The organism is Desulfovibrio sp. (genome assembly GCF_009712225.1).
GTDB lineage: Bacteria > Desulfobacterota > Desulfovibrionia > Desulfovibrionales > Desulfovibrionaceae > Desulfovibrio.
Map to the genome: position 1 here is coordinate 20,600 of NZ_WASP01000019.1, position 21,042 is coordinate 41,641.

The 21,042-nt window shown below is 60.2% G+C and carries 17 protein-coding genes; 12 read left to right on the forward strand and 5 right to left on the reverse strand.

All coding sequences use genetic code 11. The annotated features are described in order from the left end of the window. Window positions 1-272: 272 nt before the first annotated feature. The 5 genes from F8N36_RS15665 to F8N36_RS15685 all read right to left on the reverse strand — a co-directional run bounded on the left by F8N36_RS15665 (window position 273) and on the right by F8N36_RS15685 (window position 6,404). The gene (locus F8N36_RS15665; RefSeq protein WP_291333946.1) at window positions 273-1,859 is read right to left on the reverse strand and encodes a methyl-accepting chemotaxis protein; all 1,587 of its coding nucleotides are present in this window, start codon (window positions 1,857-1,859) and stop codon (window positions 273-275) included. Window positions 1,860-2,232: 373 nt separating this feature from the next. Continuing rightward, window positions 2,233-2,844: a recombination mediator RecR gene (gene recR / locus F8N36_RS15670; protein WP_291333948.1), complete on the reverse strand. Its 612-nt coding sequence runs from the start codon at window positions 2,842-2,844 to the stop codon at window positions 2,233-2,235. 4 nt (window positions 2,845-2,848) lie between these two features. After that, window positions 2,849-3,160: a YbaB/EbfC family nucleoid-associated protein gene (locus F8N36_RS15675; protein ID WP_136400558.1), complete on the reverse strand. Its 312-nt coding sequence runs from the start codon at window positions 3,158-3,160 to the stop codon at window positions 2,849-2,851. A 95-nt stretch (window positions 3,161-3,255) separates the two neighbouring features. Next, window positions 3,256-5,256, reverse strand: coding sequence for a DNA polymerase III subunit gamma/tau (dnaX, locus tag F8N36_RS15680; RefSeq protein WP_291333951.1), 2,001 nt, complete (start codon window positions 5,254-5,256; stop codon window positions 3,256-3,258). Window positions 5,257-5,477: 221 nt separating this feature from the next. Continuing rightward, window positions 5,478-6,404 carry a branched-chain amino acid transaminase gene (locus F8N36_RS15685; protein ID WP_291333953.1) on the reverse strand — a complete coding sequence of 309 codons (927 nt, stop codon included), beginning with the start codon at window positions 6,402-6,404 and terminating at the stop codon, window positions 5,478-5,480. 283 nt (window positions 6,405-6,687) lie between these two features. Between F8N36_RS15685 and F8N36_RS15690 the strand changes: the two genes are divergently transcribed. From F8N36_RS15690 to F8N36_RS15745, 12 genes are all read left to right on the forward strand, one after another. After that, window positions 6,688-8,508, forward strand: a complete 1,821-nt coding sequence (locus F8N36_RS15690; RefSeq protein ID WP_291333955.1) for a hydantoinase/oxoprolinase family protein — start codon at window positions 6,688-6,690, stop codon at window positions 8,506-8,508. 50 nt (window positions 8,509-8,558) lie between these two features. After that, a complete protein-coding gene (locus F8N36_RS15695; RefSeq protein WP_291333956.1) occupies window positions 8,559-8,720 on the forward strand; it encodes a hypothetical protein in 162 nt (53 codons plus the stop codon). Next, window positions 8,717-9,265, forward strand: a complete 549-nt coding sequence (locus F8N36_RS15700; RefSeq protein ID WP_291333957.1) for a GNAT family N-acetyltransferase — start codon at window positions 8,717-8,719, stop codon at window positions 9,263-9,265. Before F8N36_RS15695 ends, F8N36_RS15700 begins: the two co-directional genes overlap by 4 nt. Before the next feature lie 48 nt (window positions 9,266-9,313). Beyond that, entirely contained in the window at window positions 9,314-9,787 is a 474-nt protein-coding gene (locus F8N36_RS15705) for a tRNA (cytidine(34)-2'-O)-methyltransferase (RefSeq protein WP_291333958.1), read from the forward strand. Beyond that, window positions 9,784-10,842 carry a CobD/CbiB family cobalamin biosynthesis protein gene (locus tag F8N36_RS15710; protein WP_291333959.1) on the forward strand — a complete coding sequence of 353 codons (1,059 nt, stop codon included), beginning with the start codon at window positions 9,784-9,786 and terminating at the stop codon, window positions 10,840-10,842. Before F8N36_RS15705 ends, F8N36_RS15710 begins: the two co-directional genes overlap by 4 nt. Window positions 10,843-10,870: 28 nt before the next feature. Continuing rightward, complete coding sequence (locus F8N36_RS15715; protein WP_291333961.1) at window positions 10,871-11,584, forward strand: sulfite exporter TauE/SafE family protein; 714 nt, start codon at window positions 10,871-10,873, stop codon at window positions 11,582-11,584. Window positions 11,585-11,652: 68 nt separating this feature from the next. Further along, window positions 11,653-14,811, forward strand: a complete 3,159-nt coding sequence (locus F8N36_RS15720; protein ID WP_291333963.1) for an efflux RND transporter permease subunit — start codon at window positions 11,653-11,655, stop codon at window positions 14,809-14,811. 18 nt (window positions 14,812-14,829) lie between these two features. Next, complete coding sequence (locus tag F8N36_RS15725; protein ID WP_291333965.1) at window positions 14,830-15,624, forward strand: YkgJ family cysteine cluster protein; 795 nt, start codon at window positions 14,830-14,832, stop codon at window positions 15,622-15,624. Window positions 15,625-15,754: 130 nt separating this feature from the next. Then, on the forward strand, window positions 15,755-16,969 hold the full coding sequence (locus F8N36_RS15730) for a bifunctional 3,4-dihydroxy-2-butanone-4-phosphate synthase/GTP cyclohydrolase II (RefSeq protein ID WP_291333966.1): 1,215 nt from the start codon (window positions 15,755-15,757) through the stop codon (window positions 16,967-16,969). A gap of 112 nt (window positions 16,970-17,081) precedes the next feature. Further along, window positions 17,082-17,630, forward strand: coding sequence for a cytochrome b/b6 domain-containing protein (locus F8N36_RS15735; RefSeq protein ID WP_291333967.1), 549 nt, complete (start codon window positions 17,082-17,084; stop codon window positions 17,628-17,630). A 571-nt stretch (window positions 17,631-18,201) separates the two neighbouring features. Continuing rightward, window positions 18,202-19,587, forward strand: a complete 1,386-nt coding sequence (locus tag F8N36_RS15740) for an FAD-linked oxidase C-terminal domain-containing protein (RefSeq protein WP_291333969.1) — start codon at window positions 18,202-18,204, stop codon at window positions 19,585-19,587. A 117-nt stretch (window positions 19,588-19,704) separates the two neighbouring features. Continuing rightward, window positions 19,705-21,000 (forward strand): (Fe-S)-binding protein, encoded by a 1,296-nt coding sequence (locus F8N36_RS15745; RefSeq protein WP_291333971.1) that lies wholly within the window; start codon window positions 19,705-19,707, stop codon window positions 20,998-21,000. Window positions 21,001-21,042: the final 42 nt, after the last annotated feature.

The following is a 21,042-nucleotide window of genomic DNA, read 5'->3' on the forward strand; positions in this document are numbered from 1 at the left end:
TTCTTTCTGGCTTCGCGCTGCTACCTCCGAGAGACCTCAGGGGGGCCGCAATCGGCGGCGTGCGCGGAAAAATCAGCACCTTTGGTCAGGTGCGAACAATATGTAAGTCCTTCTCCCGCATCGTCCAGAGCGGTCGGGCAAAAAAATTCAAAAAACTTGCTAATGCCGTTGTTTGCGCACTGAACGACAGGCTTTTTTGCCAAATAAACGCCAAAACCGCCGGAATCGCTCCCGGCGGTTTTGATATTCCCTGTGTCAGGGCGGCATGTGGCCTAGCTGGCGGCCTGAACATCGCTTTTGCGTATGCCGTCGAGAATGCTGGTAACAATATTGACCTGAGTCGCAAGATCGCGCACCTGGCCCGCGGCAGCGTTGGTTGCCTCTGCGATGCGGGCGCTCAGCGTGTTGACCTCGGCGATGTTGCGATTGATTTCTTCTGAAGCGGCAGACTGCTGGGTGGCGGCAGTGGCGATGGCCGAAACCCGGCTGCTGGAATCACCCGCAAGGTTGGATATAAGCTCGAGCGAATGGCCCGATTCCTGCGCCATGCGGCCCACTTCTTCAATGGAATTGACCGTATGGTCAACAGTGGTGGAGCTTTTGTTGGTGCCTTCCTGAATGGCGGCAATGGCTTTTTCAACTTCGCTGGTGGCGCTCATGGTTTTTTCGGCCAGTTTGCGCACTTCGTCGGCCACTACGGCAAAACCGCGTCCGGCATCACCGGCCCGTGCGGCTTCGATGGCGGCGTTGAGGGCCAGCAGGTTGGTCTGGTCGGCGATGTCGCGGATAAGGGTAAGCACCGCGCCGATGTCGCGGGCCTGCTTGTCCAGCGTGCCCATCTCGCCCTTGAGGCCAGAGGCCCGCTCCTGCACATCCTGCATGTTCTTGATGGTGCGCAGCACAATGCCCGTGCCTTCTTGCGCGTGCCCCTGTACCGAGGTGGCCGCTTCGGCCGCACCGTCGGCATTGTGGGCCACTTCAAGCACTGTAGAATTCATTTCGTCCATGGCAGTGGCGGTTTCGGCCATGCGGTCGGCCACCGTGCCGGATTTTTCGCGCACATCGTTGAGCGACGTGTCGAGGGTGTTGGCGGCATGCTGCAGGGTTTCCACCACGCCTTCGAGTTGGTTTACGGTATCCATGCGGGCCTTGTGGGCGGCCTCGTTGGCTTTCTTTTCAAGCTCGATGCGCTGGGTAATGTCCTCGCCGATTTCTACATGACCAACCGTGTTGCCGTGGCGGTCTTTAAGAAAATCGAGCATGATTTGCATGGTTTTGCCGTTGGGCATGTGGTTGATCACCTGCTTGTTGCCCTGGCGCAGCTGTTCAATGCCGCACTGGGGCGTGTTGCAGATGTTGCCCTGCTTTTCCGAGCAGTGTTTGCCAAGCACGTCTTCCGGACACGTCTTGCTCATGCTGGTAAGAGCGACCTTGTTGCAGAAGGTCCACACCATGTCGTTGTCTGTGACGGAAATGGAGAGGGGTAGAGTGTCAAGTATGCTTTCGTACCAGTGGGCTTGCCCCTCAAGCTTGGTAACCATTTCGCGCACGGCCTGAGCCATGTGACCAAGGCAGTCGGCGCGGTCAATATCCAGTTTTGCTTTGGCATCGCCTGCAGCCACTGCTTGGACATATTGCACAATCTTGCGTATGGGGCAGAGCCTGCTGCAGATGTAGAAAGAGCCTGCTACAGCCACCAGAACTGTAATGCCGCCGCCGATAAGCAGGGCCTGTAGCATTGCGGAGCCTGTAAGGGCGTTGCCGATGGTTATATTAAACCCGATAAACATGGAAATACAGGAAACAACAAGACTTGCAACGAAGACAAAGATGATGCGGAAAGCCAAAGTCATATTCATGAAATGCAACCTCATCCTGCGCCCATGATTTTTCTGGAAAATACCAAGTCACTTGCGCGCTGTCAGTTGGCTGTGCCGCACAATGACAGAGTATCTACAGAAAATATCACAACGACATCTCTGTATTTTTTATACATCTGCCTTTGGCAATACACACCATGTATTAGCTACCCAATATTACATGTGTGCGCGCGAAAAAACAAGGGGTTTGTGCAAATGTGCACAAGTCACAGGCTCGTAAAAATCACCCGTGAGCGCTAGTGTGGCGCCGCCTGAGCAATTCCGCGTTGCCCTTCTTACGGCAGAATTGCCGATATGTTTATGGCTGGGTGAAAAAATACGAGTGGTGGAGTGGGGATTGGGAAGTGGGGATTTAAGCCAGGTCCTGCCTGAATTGCAGCGACTGGCGCAGGGTTTCCTTATCCATATATTTGACCTCGGCTCCCAGAGGAATGCCCTGGGCCAGGCGCGACACGCGCACGGCAGGAAACTGCCTGCGAACCATCTGGCGAATGAACGAGGCCGTATTTTCAGCCTCAAGCGTTGCACCGAGCGCAAGAATCAGCTCGTGCACCTCGCCTTCGGCAAGGCGTTTTACAAGCCTGTCCATGTCGAGGCTGTCGGAATCCATGCGCTCGAGCGGCGCAAGCAGACCGCCCAGAATCATGTACTGGCCGTGGTAAAAGCCGCCCTCGTCCAGTGTGAGCATGCTGTCCCACTCTGTCACCAGGCACAGGGTGTCGCGGGCGCGTTCTGTATCGGAGCAGACCGCGCAAGGGTCGGTGGACGAAAGACCGCCGCAGCGAGAGCACAGGTGCAGGTTGTCGCGCAGGTCGTGAATGCCGCGCCCCAATCTGCGGGTTTCTGCTTCTGGCCACTTGAGCAGGGCCATGGCTGCGCGCATTGCAGATTTGGGGCCAAGGCCCGGCAGACGCGAAAGCTGTTCTACCAGGGCCTTGAGCGGTTCGGGAATTCTTTCGTGCATGGTCTTAGAAAAGGCCGGGCAGCTTGATGCCGCCAGAAATGGCGCTCATCTCGCGTTCCATGGTCTCGCGGGCGATGCGGCCAGCTTCATTGACGGCAGCCAGAATGAGATCCTGAAGCATTTCAACATCGTTGCCTTCGAGAGCCTTGGGGTCGATGACAAGCTTGCGCAGTTCCTGCTTGCCAGAAACCTCGGCCTTGACCATGCCGCCGCCGCTGCTGGCCTCGTAGCTGTGTTCGCCCAGGTCCTGCTGAAGTTTGGCGATCTTGTTTTGCATAACCTGCGCCTGGCGCAGAATGTCATTCATGTTCCGCATGTGTTTCTCCTTGCGTATGTTGCATGCTTCCGGTTTCGGCGGCTGGGCCGGGCGAGCGCGGAAAGTTGTGCCGTGTTGTGTGCCGCAGGCAGGCCTTACTGGTCAACCGGGCGGCAGCCCTTGATGCGCGCGTTCAGCACTTCGAGGCAGTGCTGCAACTCGGGCTTCTGGCTGAATTCGTCAATCAGTTCCGCCTCTGGCCGGTAAGGGCGGGGGGCCACAATTTCAAGCCGGGTTGCCCCGGCGCCGTATGCGGCCAGAGCGGCAAGCAGTTCTTCGCGCCCGCGCTCAAGCTGAAACATCTGGGTTTCGGCCTTGGGTGCCAGGCGTAAAACGCCGTCCTTCCATGTTGCGCTGATACCTCGCAGCAGATGCTGGCGCGGCATGTCGCGCCCGGCCTCCTGCCTGCTGGAGCAAAAATCGCAAAAGGCGGCCCAGTTGCAGGCGGCCTGCATCTGGGGGGCTGGCTCGGTCCGTTGCGCGAGCCGCTCAGCAGGAGCCGCAGGAGTTATTACCGCAGAACCTGCCCCAGTGCTACTGCCAACTGCGGTTTCGCCCCGGTTCTGGCTGGTCTGGCGAAAGCTGGCTGTATCCGGTGTGTCCTGCCCGGCGGAAGCGGAGCCAGAATCGTATTGACCGGCATGGTCGGCAGGCTGTGCGCCGCCCCCGTTCTGTGTCGCAGCCCGCCAGGGCCGGTGCGACGGTGCAGGATTTGCCGATGTCGGGCTTGCCGTGACCGCGTCAGGCTCGTCTGATTCTGCATCATCCGCATCATTGGCGGCATGCTGCGCGGTGGCGGTATCTCTGGGGCGCGACTGCACCGGCTGCGCGCTGGACGCGGGCATGCCCGTGTTGCCTTCCATGTGCCCTTCCATCCGCTGGGCGGCGGGAGGCACGGGCTGACCCTGCTGTGGTGCGGTTCCTTGGCCTGCACCCTGCGAACCACCACCTTGCGAACCGCCCTGGCTGGCGGGGCCGGGCGTGGCCTGCCCCACGGGCAGCAGCTGCGGCAGCAGGGCAAGGTTGAGCAGCAGAAGCTCAAGTGCTGCCGCCGGTTCGGGGCTTTGCACTATGCCGCGCTGCGCGTCAAGGGTCATCTGCCATGCAGCGTGCAGGTGCGGGGCCGAAAAACGGGGCGCAATCTCCTGCCACATGGCGGCTTCGTCCGCTGGCAGGCGCAGGCTGGGCACAATGGCCTGCCCGCCTTGGCGCAGCAAAAACAGGTTGCGCAGGTTGCCCGCCAGCTCGCGCATGAAAAAGCCAATGTCCACGCCCTGTTGCAGTATCTGTGCGCATAGGTTTGCCACCGCGGCGCAGTCCTGCCCGTGCAGAGCTGCAAACAGCTCGGCAAACAGTTCCTGCCCGGCAAGGCCCAGCACCTGACGTGTGGCGGCCACGGTCAGCTCCTCGCCACCCAGGGCAAGGGTCTGGTCGAGCAGCGACATGCTGTCGCGCACGCTGCCTGCGGCGCGGCGGGCGATAAGACGCACCGCGCCTTCTTCAAAGGCAGCGTTTTCCTTGCGCAGCACGGCTGTAAGGTGTGCGTACAGGGCTTCTTCGCTCAGGTGGCGGAACACAAAGTGCTGGCAACGGCTCACAATGGTGATGGGAAACTTGTGTGCCTCTGTGGTGGCAAAGATGAATACCACGCGCTCCGGCGGCTCTTCCAGCGTCTTCAGCAGGGCGTTGAAGGCGTTGCGGGTGAGCATGTGGGCTTCGTCTATGATAAAAATCTTGTAGCGGCCTTCCATGGGCGCGTAGCCGATGGTTTCGCGCAGCGAACGGGCATCTTCGACGCTGTTGTTGGAAGCGCCGTCGATTTCCGTCACGTCCACGTGTACGCCCTGGGTGATCTTGCGGCACTGCTCGCACTGGTTGCAGGGTTCTGGCCCCGGTGCGTGCTGGCAGTTGAGCGCCTTGGCAAAAATACGCGCAATGGTGGTTTTGCCAACGCCGCGCGTGCCGCTCAAAAGATAGGCGGCGGCGGGCCTGTCTTCGGCCGCAGCGCGAGAAAGGACGGCCTTGACCATGTCCTGACCTGCTACCTGAGCGAAGTTTTGCGGCCTGTATCGTGCGGCGAGAGAGAGATGTTTCATGGCGCTCGTTGCCTTTGAAAGATGACCAACGGGCTGTCGGGCAGTCCCGGATTACGCCGTGGCGAACCCGCAGAAAAGGCGGTTTGTCTGATTTGCCGCCGATACGCTTGGTATGCTGCGGCAGAGCAGGCTGGTGGTTGAATTGGGCAGTTCCACATGGTGCGGAACTGCCCAAACAGAACAGAAACTATCTGAACTGGGCAGGCCGTGCGGCCCGCCGCCTACTTTTTAACGCTAAAGCGGTGCAGCCAGCCTTCGTACTTGGGATTTTCGCCGCGTACGATGGCAAAGTATTCCTTCTGCAGGTGCTTGGTCACCGGGCCAGCGTGACCAGCGCCGATCTGGCGGTGATCAAGTTCGCGGATGGGGGTGATTTCAGCCGCGGTGCCGGTGAAGAAAGCTTCGTCAGCGATATAGAATTCGTCGCGGGTGAACTGCTGTTCTTCCACGGTGTAGCCAAGGTCGCGAGCCAGGGTCATGACGGAATCACGCGTAAGGCCGCCCAGAATGGACGTCCACGGAGTGGTTTTGATCACGCCGTTGCGCACGATAAAGATGTTCTCGCCCGTGGCTTCGGAAACGTAGCCGTTGGTGTCGAGCATCACTGCTTCGTCGTAGCCGTCTTCCTTGGCTTCCACCTTGGCAAGGATGGAATTGATGTAGTTACCGGCGGCCTTGGATTTGGACATGCTGGTATTTACATGGCTGCGGGCAAAGCTGCTGGTCTTGACGCGAATGCCCTTTTCAAGAGCTTCTGCACCAAGGTAAGCGCCCCAGGCCCAGGCGGCGATGATGGTCTGCACCGGGTTGTTGCCGGGGTAGACGCCCATTTCGCCGTGGCCCACAAAAGAGAGGGGGCGCACGTAGCCTTCGGGCAGTTCGTTGGCCTTGAGGGTCTCAACACAGGCGGTTACCAGCTGGTCAGCCGTAAAGGGTACTTCAAGGCGCATAATCTTAGCGGAGTTAATTAGGCGCTTGCAGTGGTCTTCCAGGCGAAAAACGGCTGAGGTGCCATCGGCGCAGGCGTACGCGCGAATGCCTTCAAATACGGCGCTGCCATAGTGCAGGGCGTGGGTCAGCACATGGACCTGTGCTTGTTCAGAAGGGAGCATTTTTCCGTCAAACCAGATAAACTTTGTGTTCGGCATGGCTTTCCTCCGCAGTAGCCTGCTGTATGAGACGCGGTCCACAGGGGCAGTCCCGGTGGTTGCCGCAAGAGCAAAAATCTACTGAAAATGGCCGCATATGGCAAGCAGTTGGGCTTGTGGCCGAAAAGAATATCCGCAATTGCGCGGGTCTGGGACGGCAAGGGGCAGGGTGGGGGCGCGAAATGGGCAAGGCCGGGCAGCCGGACGGGAAACAAAGGGCTGGCCCTGCGGCTGGCGATGCCGTATGTTCAGAGCTGCAAACAAGCATTATGAGGCCGAAATTATGAGCGAAACATATGTGCTGGGCATAGATGCCGGAGGTACGCATACCGATGCCGTGCTGCTTGCCTGCCCCGCCACGGCTGAAGGCGTGGCTGCACCGGCCGGGCCTGCTGCCCGCCTGCTGGGCTGCGCCAAGGTGCGCACGAGGCACGAAGATTTGCCGCGGTCTGTGCGCGGGGTTCTGGCCGCTCTGGCCAAGGCAGCGCCCCAAAGTGATTTTGGCCGCATAACACGCGTGACCCTTGGCGCAACCCTTGCCGTCAATGCTCTGGTGCAAAACAGGGCAGACCGCGTAGGCCTGGCTGTTTCTGCCGGGCCGGGGCTTGATCCTCGCCGGTTTATTCTTGGCAGGCATGTGTGCGTTGTACCCGGCGGGCTCGACCACCGGGGTGTTGAAGTCAGCCCTCTGCGTACGGATGCCCTGCGCGAGGCTGCCGCCAGCTGGCAGCGCGAGGGTGTGGCCGCAGTAGCCTGCGTGGGCAAATTTTCGCCCCGCAATGCCGCGCATGAGCAAACCATGGCCGATGCCGTGCGCGATGCCGTGCCGAACATGCCCGTTACCGAAGGGCACAGGCTTTCGGGCAGGCTCAACTTCCCCCGACGTCTGGCAACTGCCTATTTCAACGCTGCGGTGGCTCGCCTGCACGGTGAATTTCTGGATGCCGTGGAGGCCGCTCTGGCCGCGGCGGGCATTCGCGCCTCGGTGCGTCTGCTCAAGGCAGACGGCGGGGCCGTGCCGCTGGAGCTTTCGCGCCGCGAGCCGGTGCAGTCCATTCTTTCCGGCCCTGCGGCCAGTGTCATGGGCGTGCTGGCCCTGTGCCACTGCAGCGACGTCATGCGGCAGGGCTGCTCGCTGCTGCTCGACATGGGCGGCACCACCACCGACATGGCTCTTTTTGTGAATGGCTCGCCCGTGGTGGACAGGGACGGTATGCTGCTTGAAGGTCGGCGTACCCTTGTGCGCGCGCTGGCCACTGTATCCATTGGCGTTGGCGGCGATTCGCTGCTTGCGGTGGATACGGCTTCGGGCGCAGCCAGCCCTGTAAGGGTCGGCCCCCTGCGCGAAGGCCCGGCCATGGCTTTTGGCGGTGCGCAGCCCACCCTGCTGGATGCCCTGAACGTGCTCAATTCTTGTGCAGCAAGCGCAGGCGGCCCAAATACACTGCCAGATGGTCTTCCCGACGCTCTGGCAGATGCCGTGGCGGGCGATGTGCCCGCTTCGGCCAGGGGGATTGCCGCGCTGGCAGCCCGGCATGGTCTGTCGGCCATTGAACTGGCTCAACTGGCGGTGGATGACGCACTGCAGCAGGTGGCCTCCGCTGCCCGGGCCTTGACCGAGGGCGTCAACGCGCGGCCCATCTATACGCTGGCGGGGCTCAAGGCCCTGCGCGAGGCACGTCCCACCCATGCCTGGCTGGTGGGCGGCCCTGCCTGCTGTGTGGCCAAGCGCCTGTCGCAGGTGCTGGACATGGAGGTGCAAACGCCTCCGCACGCCGATGTTGCCAATGCCGTGGGCGCGGCCCTCACCCTTCCCACCGACGCGCTTGAACTTTACGCCGATACCGGGCGCTGCGTGCTGACCGTACCCGCGCTGGACATAACCGAGCGCATCGGCAAGTCGTACAGCCTCAACGAGGCCCGTCAGCGCGCCTGTGACCTGCTGCGGGAGCGGCTGGAGGCTGCGGGTGAAAGCGGCTCGCGGGTGGAAGTGACCGAGGCCGACATCTTTGCCACGCTTGATGATGCCGGATACGGCAGTCGCGATATTCGGGTTGTCTGTCAGGTTGTCCCCGGTCTCTCCGCTTTCATGAATCTGGCGTGATCGGGTGCGGCGGGAGTGTCTTTTCCCTTTCGGCAATGTACACTCCCTGCATGAAAACCGGAGTTTCCTTGTCGAAAGAAAAAATCCGTCGCACACCGCACCCGCTTACGGAAGCATGGATGGATGACAATTTTGCTGGAAAACAAAAGTTATCAAAACTGCAACCACTTGTTGCAGAAAAGCACGTTGCTTTGCGCAGCAGACTGATATGAAAATTCTCCACGGATACAACATAACGCAGGGTACGGAAGTCCATGTCCCCTTGCTGGCGGCCATAGAAGTGGCCGCTGCGGGTATTTTCCCCTCTGGTTCCATACCCGATCATATTCGTACCGATTTTACACCCGTGGACAAACTGTTTGAGGCTGTTCACAAAGGTTTGCTCTGGGTGGCACTTGCCCATGAAGGCTCCCCTGTGGGCTATGCCTTTGTGCAAATGGTTGAAAATGTAGCCCTGTTGGCGCAGATGGATGTACACCCCGGCCACATGCGCAGAGGTATCGGCACAGCGCTGGTTGGGCAGATTGCCGAAGCCTTGCGGGTGCGCAATGTGCCAGCCCTCTACCTCACAACATTTACCCATGTGCCCTGGAATGCAGCCTTTTATGGCAAAATGGGATTTGTTGCCCTGGATGAAGCGAATTCGCCCCTGTTTCTTCACAATATTCTTGAAGAAGAAAGGCGTCATGGTTTGATCAACCGCAGTGGCATGAGGATGCTTCTTGGGCACAAGACAAACCAGAATTTTTTATCCTGACAACGCGACGTATAATAGCCTAACAACACATTATTACCCATATTCATCATGCAGATAGTTCTCTTCGAGCCGGAAATTCCCCCGAACACGGGCAATATCGCCCGTCTGTGCGCCGCCACCGACACCACGCTCAACCTCATCGAGCCCTTGGGCTTCAAGCTTGAGGACCGCTACCTCAAGCGTGCCGGGCTGGATTACTGGCCCAACGTGCGCCTGCGTGTGTGGCCTGACTGGGCCGCATTTGCGGCGGAGGGGCAGCAGGGCGCACGGCTCGTGCTTACCTCGGCCAAGAAGGGGCAGGTGAGCGCCCCGGCCCACCAGTTTGCCTTTGAGCCGGACGACTGCCTTGTGTTCGGGCCAGAAACGCGCGGCCTGCCGCAGGAAATTCTGGATCTTTCGCCCCACCGCATCCGCATTCCCATGATCGAAGGCCGTGTGCGCAGCCTGAATCTCTCCACCTCGGCGGGCATAGTGCTGTACATGGCCCTTGCCCGCACGGGACTGATGGAGGACTGGAAGTGAGCCTGGCGCAGCTGTTTCCCTATTCCGTATGGGAATGCTGGTGGCTTGCCCCTGCGGCCCTGATTCTCGACATCTGGCTGGGAGACCCCGACCTGCCGTGGCGGCACCCCGTGTGCGCCGTGGGCAAACTGCTGGACAAACTGGAGACTCCCGCCCGTAATTTTATGGGCGCTGGCGGGGCAGAGGCCGAGCGGGTGCGCGGGCGTTTTGCCGGGGCCGTGGCGCTGGCCGCGCTTGTGGGGCTAACGGGTCTTGCGGCCTGGGGGCTGGTTTCCCTGCCGGTGCTGGGCGGGTTGCTGGCTCTGTATCTGGCATGGGCCGGGCTTGCCATGGGCAGCCTGCTGCGCACCGGGCGAGAGGTGCTGCGCCGGGTGGAAAATTATGAAGAAGCTGAAGCCCGGGAGGCGCTCTCGTGGCTGGTCAGTCGCGATACCTCAGGCATGGATCGCCCTCTCATGCGCAAAACGCTGGCCGACACGCTTTCTGAAAATCTTACGGATGCCTTTATTGCCCCGTTTTTCTGGCTGCTGGTGGGTGGCCCCGTGGCCATGTGGTGCTACAAGGCTGTGAGCACCACTGATTCCATGTGGGGCTATGTGACCGAAAAGTGGCGCTGGCTGGGTTGGGCCGGGGCGCGCGGAGACGACGCACTGGCCTATGTTCCTGCCCGACTGTCTGCCTGTGCGGCATGGCTTGCAGACAGGTGTGTGGCCAACCTGCGATTTTTGCCCTCCAGATTGCTGCCAAAAAACAAATGGCAGGGCCGCTGGCCCGGTCTTGGCGTTGTGGCCCGGCAGGCCGTGGGCATGCCCAGCCCCAATTCAGGCTGGTCCATGACCGCTTGCGCGTGGCTGTGCGGCGCACGCATGGGCGGGCCATCCGTCTATTTTGGCACGCTTACCCCCAAGCCCTGGCTGGGGCCGGAGCAGGGCGAGGCTGCCCCCTGGGACCATGCGCGTCTGCTGGCTCTTTGCGAACTCTTGCGCTATAGCGCCTTGTGTGGGGGGCTGGCCCTCTGGGTGTGCGCAATGGTGGCCCGGGTTCCCTTATTCTGAGGATGCCATGCTGTTATCAGTATTGTGTGTGACAGGCCTTTTGGTGGGGCTGCTGGTAGGGCTTACGGGCGTGGGCGGTATTCTGATCCCCCCGGCCCTGATCCTGCTGAGCGGTCTTGAACCGCACGAAGCCATGGGTACCGCGCTGGCCTCGTTTTTTCCAATCGCGCTGGTGGGAACCTACATGTACCGCCGTCTGGGGCATGTGGACTGGTCACAGGCCGTGCCCTACATGATGGGCGGGCTTGCCGCGTTGCCGGGTGCCATGATCAATGCGCACATCAACGCGAGCCCGCTGGTGATACTGCTGGCAAGCATCATACTGTTTGCGGGTGTGTGTGTTTTGCGGCCCCCAAAGGCCGGGGGCAGCGTATTCTGGCAGAGTCGTACGGGATTTTTTATTATCGGCGCTGCCACGGCTTTTCTGGCGGGCATGACAGGCGCGGGCGGGCCCGTGCTTTCCATCCCCTGGATGATCGCCGCCGGGGTTTCACCCATGACTGCGGTGGGCCTTGCCATGCCGTATCAGGTGGTTACAGCCCTGTTTGGAACTGTGGGCAACATTCAGGCCGGGCATGTGGATTTTGAGCTGCTGCCCGCGCTGTGCCTGCTAGAAACCGCAGGCTTTGGTCTTGGCGTGGCCCTTGCCCGGCGCACGCCCACTGCCACCCTGCGTACGTTGATCGGCGGCGTGTGCTGCCTGTTGGGATTGGTATTGCTGGTTCGCGGGATTTCTGGCTGATCCGGAAAGTTCTGCGCCTGCCTGTTGCAAGAAAACCGTGCCTACCGTGCACCCCCAGAGGGAGCCGCATGAACATTGCCGCGCTTTTTATCCGCAGACCTGTGGCCACCGTGCTGATCATGCTGGGCATGCTGTTTTTTGGCATTGCGGGCTACCGCAACCTGCCGGTCAACCAGCTGCCCACGGTCGATTTTCCCACTATTCAGGTGCAGGCCGAACTGGCCGGGGCCGACCCGGAAACCATGGCTTCGTCTGTTGCCACGCCCCTGGAAAAGGAATTCTTCACCATCGCGGGCATTGATTCCATTTCTTCGGTCAGTTCCACTGGCCGTACGCGCATAACCATACAGTTTGCTCTCGACCGCAACATAGACGCGGCGGCCCTCGACGTGCAGTCGGCCATTGGCCTTGCCCAGCGTCGTTTGCCTTCCAACATGACCGTGCCGCCCAGTTTCCGCAAGGTTAACCCCGCCGACCTGCCCATCCTGCAACTGCGTATTTCGTCGGCCACGCTGCCGCTCTATGTGCTCAACGAGTATGCGGACACGCTCATAGGACAGCGGCTTTCCATGGTGGACGGCGTGGCCCAGGTGGTTATCTACGGGCAGAAGCAGTACGCCGTGCGCGTGCAGCTGAACCCGGACGAACTGGCAACGCGCGGTCTTGGCATTGACGAGGTGGCCGACGCCGTGGCCGCCGCAAACAGCATGCTGCCCACTGGTTCGCTGGAGGGCACACACCACGCCGATTCCATCAAGTCGTCGGGCCAGCTCATGAACGCCAGGGCCTTTCGTGATACGGTGGTGGCCTACCGCAACGGCGCGCCCGTGCGGCTGCGCGATCTGGGCGAAGTGGTGGACAGCTTCAAGCAGGACAAGCAGCTGACATGGAGCAACGGCGGCGCGCCCAGCATCATGCTGGCCGTGGAGCGCCAGCCGGGAACCAACACTGTGCAGGTGGTGGATTCCATCCGCGCGCTTTTGCCAGCGCTGGAAAAACAGCTGCCGCCTTCAGCCAGGGTCGAGATTTTTTACGACCGGTCAGAATCCATCCGCGAATCGGTGGCGGACGTTAAATTTACCCTGGTGCTCACGGTCTTTCTGGTGGTGCTGGTTATCTTCATCTTTCTGCGCAATCTGCCCGCTACCATCATTCCCAGTCTTGCCCTGCCCATGTCGGTCATTTCGACATTCGCCATCATGTCGGTGCTCAATTACAGCCTCGACAACCTTTCGCTCATGGCCCTCACCCTGGCCGTGGGCTTTGTGGTAGACGATGCCATCGTCATGCTTGAAAACATCGTGCGCCATCAGGAAATGGGCAAAGACCCGCAAACCGCCGCCTTTGACGGCTCGGCGGAAATCGGCTTTACCATTGTTTCCATGACATTATCGTTGGCGGCGGTATTTATTCCCGTGCTGTTTATGGGCGGTATCGTGGGGCGGCTGTTCCGCGAATTTGCCGTGGTGATCATCGCCGCCATTCTCAGCTCGGGCGTGGTCTCGCTCACGCTTACCCCCATGCTCTGCGCGTACTTTCTCAAGGCTCAGGCGCACAACATGGCCGGGCACAAGGTTGCCACGGCCGGGCTGTACGGTGCCCTGGAGCGATGTTTTGACTGGCTGGCAGACCGGTATTCCCGCTCGCTCGATGTGGTTTTGCGCCATCGGCGCGCTACGCTCTTTGCCTCGCTGGCCTTGCTTGGGCTGACGGTATGGCTGGGCATGGTTGTGCCCAAGGGCTTTTTGCCCACAGAAGACATGGGGCTGTTGCAGGCCAGCACAGAGGCTGAGCAGGGGGTATCGTTCGAGGGCATGGTGCGCGCGCAGCACAGCCTTGATCCCGCGTTGGAGTCATCCACCTATGTGGCGGCCTACAATTCCATTGTGGGTATTGTGGGCGGCAGCCAGAGCATGAACAACGGCATCCTGCTCATGCGGCTGGCAGAGCACGACAAGCGCCCAGGCATCGAAGCTGTGGCCCAGAAGCTGCGCAAGGATCTCAATACCTCGCCGTCCATGCGTGTTTTTGTGCGCGTACCACCCACCATCAGCATTGGTGGCCGTGCGTCCAAGGCCCTGTATCAGTACACGCTGTTCGGGCCGGACATGGGGCAGCTGTTTGAAAGTGCCCAGCGTATCGAAGGAGCCCTGCGCAAGCTGCCAGAATTGCAGGACGTGAACAGCGATCTGCAGCTCAAAAATCCCGAACTGCGTGTTACCATCGACCGCAACCGTGCGGCAGCCCTTGGTGTTACCCCGCAGCAGATCGAACTGGCCCTGCAATCGGCTTTTGGCTCGCGCGAGGTTTCGACCATCTACGCGCCCACGGACGACTATTCGGTCTTTGTGGAATTGCAAAAGCCCTTCCAGAAAGACCGTTCGGCCCTTTCGCGGCTGTATGTACGGTCCAAGAGCGGCGATCTTGTGCCGCTGGACACCCTGGCCCAGCTTTCGACCGGCGTTGGCCCCATTGCGGTCAACCACAACGGTCAGTTCCCGTCGGTGACAATCTCGTACAATCTGCGGCCCGGCGTTTCGCTCAGTCAGGGCGTGGGAGCGGTGGAGACGGCGGCGCGTCCGTTGTTGCCCGATACCGTCACCGCAGAATCGCAGGGCACGGCCCAGGCCTTCCAGAGCTCGCTCAAAGGTATGGGCTGGCTGCTGGTGCTGGCCATTGTGGTCATCTATCTGGTGCTGGGCATTTTGTACGAAAGTTTCATCCATCCATTCACCATTCTTTCGGGCCTGCCCTCGGCCGGTTTTGGCGCGCTGGCGACACTGTGGCTGTTTGGGATGGAGCTTGATCTATACGGATTTGTTGGCATTATCATGTTGCTGGGCATCGTAAAAAAGAACGCCATCATGATGCTCGACTTTGCCCTTGAAGCGCAGAAGAACAATCCCGCCCTTGACCCCCTCGATGCCATCACGCAGGGCTGCCATGTACGTTTTCGACCCATCATGATGACCACGGTGGCCGCGCTTATGGGCGCGCTGCCCATTGCCGTGGGCATTGGCGCTGGCGCGGACGCCCGCCGGGCTCTGGGGCTGGCCGTTGTGGGCGGGCTGTGTTTTTCGCAGCTGGTAACGCTCTACATCACGCCCGTGTACTATTATTATATGGAAAAACTCTCCCGCAGGCTGGGACGCCTTTGGGGTACGCGCTTCAAGCAGAAAGCGCAGGAGAGCGACGACAAGGGGCAGCCCCTCCCCAATTCTCACTAGACCGGTTCTGGAGGCCTCATGAGCATGCAGCATCAGCCCTTTTCACCCCCACCTGCCGATCCCGGCGAATCCGCGTCGTGCAGGCGTTGCGGCATGTGCTGTTTGCGGGGCGGGCCCACACTGATGGTCAGTGATACGGCCCTGCTTGTTTCCGGCACACTGACTCTCGACGCGCTGGTGTGCTTGCGTGCGGGCGAGTGGGCGCGCGACGATTCGCGCAATGCCCTGCGTCCCCTGGAAGGGGAGCGCATCAAGATAGCCGGGCCGGGGGGCAGGGTGCACCCCTGGCGTTGCCTGTATTACCGCGAGGGCGTGGGCTGCGGCATCTACAAGCAGCGGCCTGCCCAGTGCGAGGCCCTGTTCTGCATGGATACCGGGCCACTGGAAGTGCTGCTGGCCAAGGGGCGGCACATGGGGCGTTTTGCGGCACTCAATGTCTTGAGCGGCGGCGTACCCGGTTTCAGCAATCTGAACGCCTCGGTTATCGCCATATTGCCCGACCTTGTGAGTGCCCACGAAGAACAGGTTTCAGTGCGTGAAACCCTTGAGCTGGCCGACCGGCTGGGCTTTTATCCCGCACAGGGGCATGGTCTTGCCGTGGAGCGCACCGCCGGGCACGAAACGCCGCTTGAAGGCAGCGAACGCGAGCAGGCCGTGGCCGAGCTGGGCGAAGCCGCCCGCACGGACGCCGCCTTTCGCGAACTGTGTGTCGAGCGGGGTGGCATACCCGCAACCATATTGCCCTTTTTGCTGGGCCGTTCCATCAGGGACCTGCTGGCAGAGGTGGGCCTCAAACCCGCGCAAGGCCGATAGCCAGCCAGCCGTTCACCGGCAGTATACTGAATCGTCTGGCAGGCCTGTGGTTGACAGAACTGGCCTGCGTACCTAACTTTGCTTCAAGTAAAAAAATTCACGCCCCCCGGCGGGCAATGAAGGAAGCAACATGCCACTGTGCAGCATTGAAGAGGCCATTGCCGACATCCGGCAGGGCAAGATGATTATTCTGGTGGATGACGAAGGCCGCGAAAACGAAGGCGACCTTACCATGGCCGCCGAGCATGTGACCCCGGAAGCCATCAATTTTATGGCCAAATACGGCAGGGGCCTTATCTGCCTGCCCATGGCCCCCGAAATTATTGACAAGCTGCAGCTGCCTCTCATGACCCAGCGCAACGGGTCGCGTTTTGGAACCAACTTCACCATCTCCATTGAGGCGCGTGAGGGCGTTACCACGGGTATTTCCGCGGCAGACCGGGCCACCACCATTCTGGCTGCCGTGGCCGACAATGTGCGCCCCGACGACATCGTGACCCCCGGCCATATCTTTCCGCTGCGCGCCAAGGCTGGCGGCGTGCTTTCGCGCGCCGGGCAGACCGAAGGCGGCGTTGACCTTTCCCGTCTTGCGGGTCTCAAACCCGCGTCGGTCATCTGCGAGATCATGCGCGACGACGGCACCATGGCCCGCATGCCCGATCTGGAAATTTTTGCAGAAGAGCACGGCCTCAAGATTGCGGCAGTCAAAGACCTGATCCGCTACCGCCTTGACCGTGGTCAGGTTTCCGTGCGTCGCGTGGCCCAGGCCCACCTGCCCACCCGCTTTGGTGACTTTACCGTGATGGCCTACGAAAGCGAAAACGAACCTGGAACCCATCTGGCACTGGTCAAGGGCGATCTTTCCACGCCTGAACCGGTGCTCACCCGCATCCACAGCGAATGCCTCACGGGCGATGCGCTGGGCTCGCTGCGCTGCGACTGCGGCGGTCAGTTGGGTGCCGCCCTGCACCAGATTGAAAAGGAAGGGCGCGGCGCGTTGCTGTACATGCGTCAGGAAGGGCGCGGCATCGGCCTTGCCAACAAGATCAAGGCCTACGCGCTGCAGGATCAGGGCTACGACACCGTGGAAGCCAACCGCAAGCTGGGCTTCCCCCCGGATCTGCGCGACTACGGTACTGGCGCGCAGATGCTGGTGGACCTTGGCATTCACAAAATCCGCCTGCTCACCAACAACCCCAAAAAGATCGTGGGGCTTTCGGGCTACGGCATTGAGATTGTGGAGCGGGTTTCCATCGAAATGGAAGCCTGCCCCGAAAACGAAAATTACCTGCGAACCAAAAAAGAAAAGATGGCACACATGCTTTCGTGCTCGTGCCACCGTTAAGACCTGTTGCGCCGCCCCATCCGGGGCGGCGCTTGTTTTTTTGACAAGCCGCAGGAGTGGCAGGCGAGAGCGCTGCCAGCACCCGGAGCAGAAAATACAGGGAGGCGACATCATGGGTCCGATCGAAATGCTTAAATCTCAGTTTGCTCTGTTGTGGCGGTTTTTGGGCTTTTTTCAGCCGCCCTTGCTGCGCCTGCTGCATATAAGCGTGGTTGGTCTGGTGGTGTTGCAGGTACTGACCCAACTGGCGGGAATGAGCATGACCCACGCCATTTCGGGTCTTGTGCTCAGCATGCTGGGGCTGGGGCTCATAGCCCTTGGACTGGGCACGCGCGGGCCGCGCCACTACTATCCCTATCTCTGGGGTGACATGGATCAGCTGAAGAGAGATGTGGCCGCCATTCGCAGTGGCAAGCTCATCATCGCACCCCGGCCCAAGGGGCTGGCCTGCGTGGTGCAGGGTCTTGGCATGGGCGCGCTGGCCATGAGCATGATCTCCGGCCTGTGGCTCTTCCGCTCGTGGCAGATGGGTGAAATATCGCACGCTGCCGCTACCATGCACGGCATATTTGTGTTTCTGCTGGTTGCCTATGCTGTTGGGCACGGCGGTATGGCCATGGGGCATTTTTTCTTCTGGAAAAAAGCCGCAGCCAAAAAATAGCAGGCACACGGATAAAATTTGTGCTGCATGCGTCCGCCTGGCAGGGTTTTGGCCGCATGCTGGCGCAGAGGTGATGACAGCGTGAAGGGCCCTGGCCTGACGCTCAAAAAGGCTGCGCTGTTTGCGGGTTGGCTTTTAAAGCACGATCTGCAAAACCAGACGGCAAACGGGTATTTGTTTGTTGCGGCAATGGCTGTCATCTTTTTTTTCACATATTCTTTCCGGCTACAGGGTATGAAGACCCCCGGCGTTCTGTTTTTTTACTCTCCTTGTCTCATTGTTAACTCTCTGTAACAATTCAGATTGCCTTGTTGCGTTGGTTTCAGCAGCGGCAGGTAAACTGCCGCAGGGCGTTATGCTGGTTTGCAAAGGTCAGACTGTGATACCAAAGTTTTTTGGCTTGTGCCCTTTGCAAACTTGTCAAACAACGCTATAGGTCTTCATTCTCGTAAAAAAGTTGACCGACTGTTCAAACAGCCGTATGAGAATCGAAACTATCAGGCCCGCGCAAGGGGCGCGCGGTCTGTGCCTTACCATAAAGACGTTGACGACGGACTTTTAAGGAGGCCTTATGGCAAGCCAGGCGTTGATTAAAGATTTCGAAGACATGATCGGCAAGGAAAACGTTTTCAGTTCCGAAGCCGACCGCATGAGCTACTCGTATGATTCGGCGGTTCTGCCCCCGGTCATGCCCTCTTTGGTTGTGCGTCCCACCACCAAGGAACAGCTCGGCCAGTGTGTGAAAAAGCTGTATGACAACGGCATTCCCATGACCGTGCGCGGCGCGGGTACCAATCTTTCCGGCGGCACCATTCCCGACAAGTCTGAAACCGTGGTTATTCTTACCACCGGTCTCAACCGCATCCTTGAAATCAACTCCGACGACCTGTACGCCGTGGTTGAACCCGGCGTTATCACCGCCGAATTTGCCGCCACCGTGGCCAAGAAAAATCTGTTCTACCCCCCCGATCCGGGCTCTCAGGCTGTGTCTACCCTTGCCGGTAACATTGCTGAAAACGCCGGTGGCCTGCGCGGCCTCAAGTACGGCGTTACCAAGGATTACCTCATGGGCATCGAATTTTTCGACGCCACGGGCGAAGTGGTCAAATCCGGCTCGCGTACGGTCAAGTGCGTTACCGGTTACAACCTCGCCGGCATGATGGTGCAGTCTGAAGGCACGCTGGGCATCATTTCTGAAGCCATCCTCAAGCTGGTGCCGCCGCCCAAGGCCTCCAAGGCCCTGATGGCCGTGTTCTCCGACGTGCAGGACGCCGCCGATGCCGTTGCTGGCATCATTGCCGCCCACGTTGTGCCCTGTACTCTCGAATTCCTCGACAACAACACCATCGTGCGCGTTGACGACTTCACCAAGGCTGGCCTGCCGCGCGAAGCTGGCGCCATCCTGCTGATCGAAGTGGACGGTCACCCCGCACAGGTTGCCGACGACGCCGAAGCCGTTGAAAAAGTGCTGAAGGCCAACCGCGCCACCGCCGTGCACGTGCCCAAGGACGCCGCTGAAAAGTTCAAGCTGTGGGAAGCCCGCCGCATGGCCCTGCCCGTGCTGGCTCGTGCCCGTCCCACCACTGTGCTTGAAGACGCCACCGTGCCGCGTTCGCAGATTCCTGCCATGGTCAAGGCTGTTAACGACATCGCCGCCAAGTACCGCCTCGAAGTGGGTACCTTTGGTCATGCTGGTGACGGCAACCTGCACCCCACCTTCCTGTGCGACAAGCGCGACGCGGACGAATTCAAGCGAGTGGAAGAAGCCATCGACGAAATGTTCGATACGGCCATCAAGCTGCAGGGCACCCTTTCGGGCGAGCACGGCATCGGCACCGCCAAGTCCAAGTGGATGGAAAAGGAAACCTCCCGCGGCACCATTCTGTTCTCGCAGCGGTTGCGCCGCGCTCTTGATCCCAAGGGCCTGCTCAACTCCACCAAACTGGTGGGCATCTAGGCACAGCCTGGCATTGCAGCGATTCGGGGGCCTGCCCCCGTGTCATCCGGCGGCGGTCGGCCACAGGGCTGGCGCTGCCGGGCAAGAGCAAAAATTCAACCGCTCCAGGAGCGTTTCATGAGTACTATGCACGAACTGGCCCAGCGCCTTATGGCCCTGGACGACAGGATCACTGCCTGCATGAAATGCGGCATGTGCCAGGCCGTGTGCCCCATGTTCGGTGCCACCGGCATGGAAGCCGACGTGGCTCGCGGCAAACTGGCCCTTATTGATAATCTGGCCCATGAGATGATCAAGGATCCCGAGGCTGTTGCCGAAAAACTGGGCCGCTGCCTTTTGTGCGGTTCCTGTCAGGCATCCTGCCCTCCGGGCGTCCAGATTATGGACGTCTTCATGGAAGCCCGCGAAATTGTTAACGAGTTTGTCGGACTGCACCCGGTCAAGAAGATGATCTTCCGTTCGCTTCTGACCAAGCCCGGCCTGTTCAACTTTGCCATGCGCGTGGGCGCACCCATGCAGGGCCTGATCTTTGGCTCCAGCAACGACGCCCAGGGCACCGTGTGCGCACCCCTGCTCAACTTTATGCTGGGCGACCGTCATATCCACCCCCTGGCAAAAACGCCGCTGCACGCCCGCTATGGCGCGCTTGACGAGCCCCGCCGCGCTGGCGGACTCAAGGTGGCTTTCTTCCCCGGTTGCGTGGGCGACAAAATGTATATTGAAATGGCCGAAGCCTGCATGAAGGTGCTGCGTCACCACAATGTGGCCGTGTTTATGCCCAAAAACCTCACCTGCTGTGGTATTCCGGCCCTTTCGTCCGGCGATGCCAAGGGCATGGTGGAGCAGATGCGCGTAAACGTGGAAGCCCTTAAAAACGGCGACTTCGACTACATCCTCAGCCCCTGCGGTTCTTGCACCTCTACGGTCAAGGAACTGTGGCCCCGCTACGCGCACCGCCTCGGTTCTGTTGAGAAGCGCAAGGTTGAAGAAATTGCCGCCAAGGCGATGGATATCAATGCCTTCCTGGTGGATGTGCTTAAGGTGCAGCCCGCCGAACAGGCCCAGGACAACGCGGTTAGCGTGACTTACCACGATTCTTGCCACCTCAAGAAATCGCTGGGTGTGGTCAGCCAGCCCCGCGCCATCATTGCGGCCAACCCCGCCTACAAGGTTACGGAAATGGCCGAAGCCGACCGCTGCTGTGGTTGCGGCGGGTCGTTCAACCTTTTCCACTATGACTTCTCGCGTAAGATCGGTCAGCGCAAGCGCAACAACGTGGTGGCTTCCGGCGCCAAGATTGTGGCCGCTGGTTGCCCCGCATGCATGATGCAGCTTGAAGACGTGCTTTCGCATAACCATGACTCTGTGCGTGTCAAGCACACCATAGAGCTGTACGCCGAAAGCCTGAAGTAGCCTGGCGGGGGGGGGGGGGGGGGGGGGGGGGGGGGGTGGAGG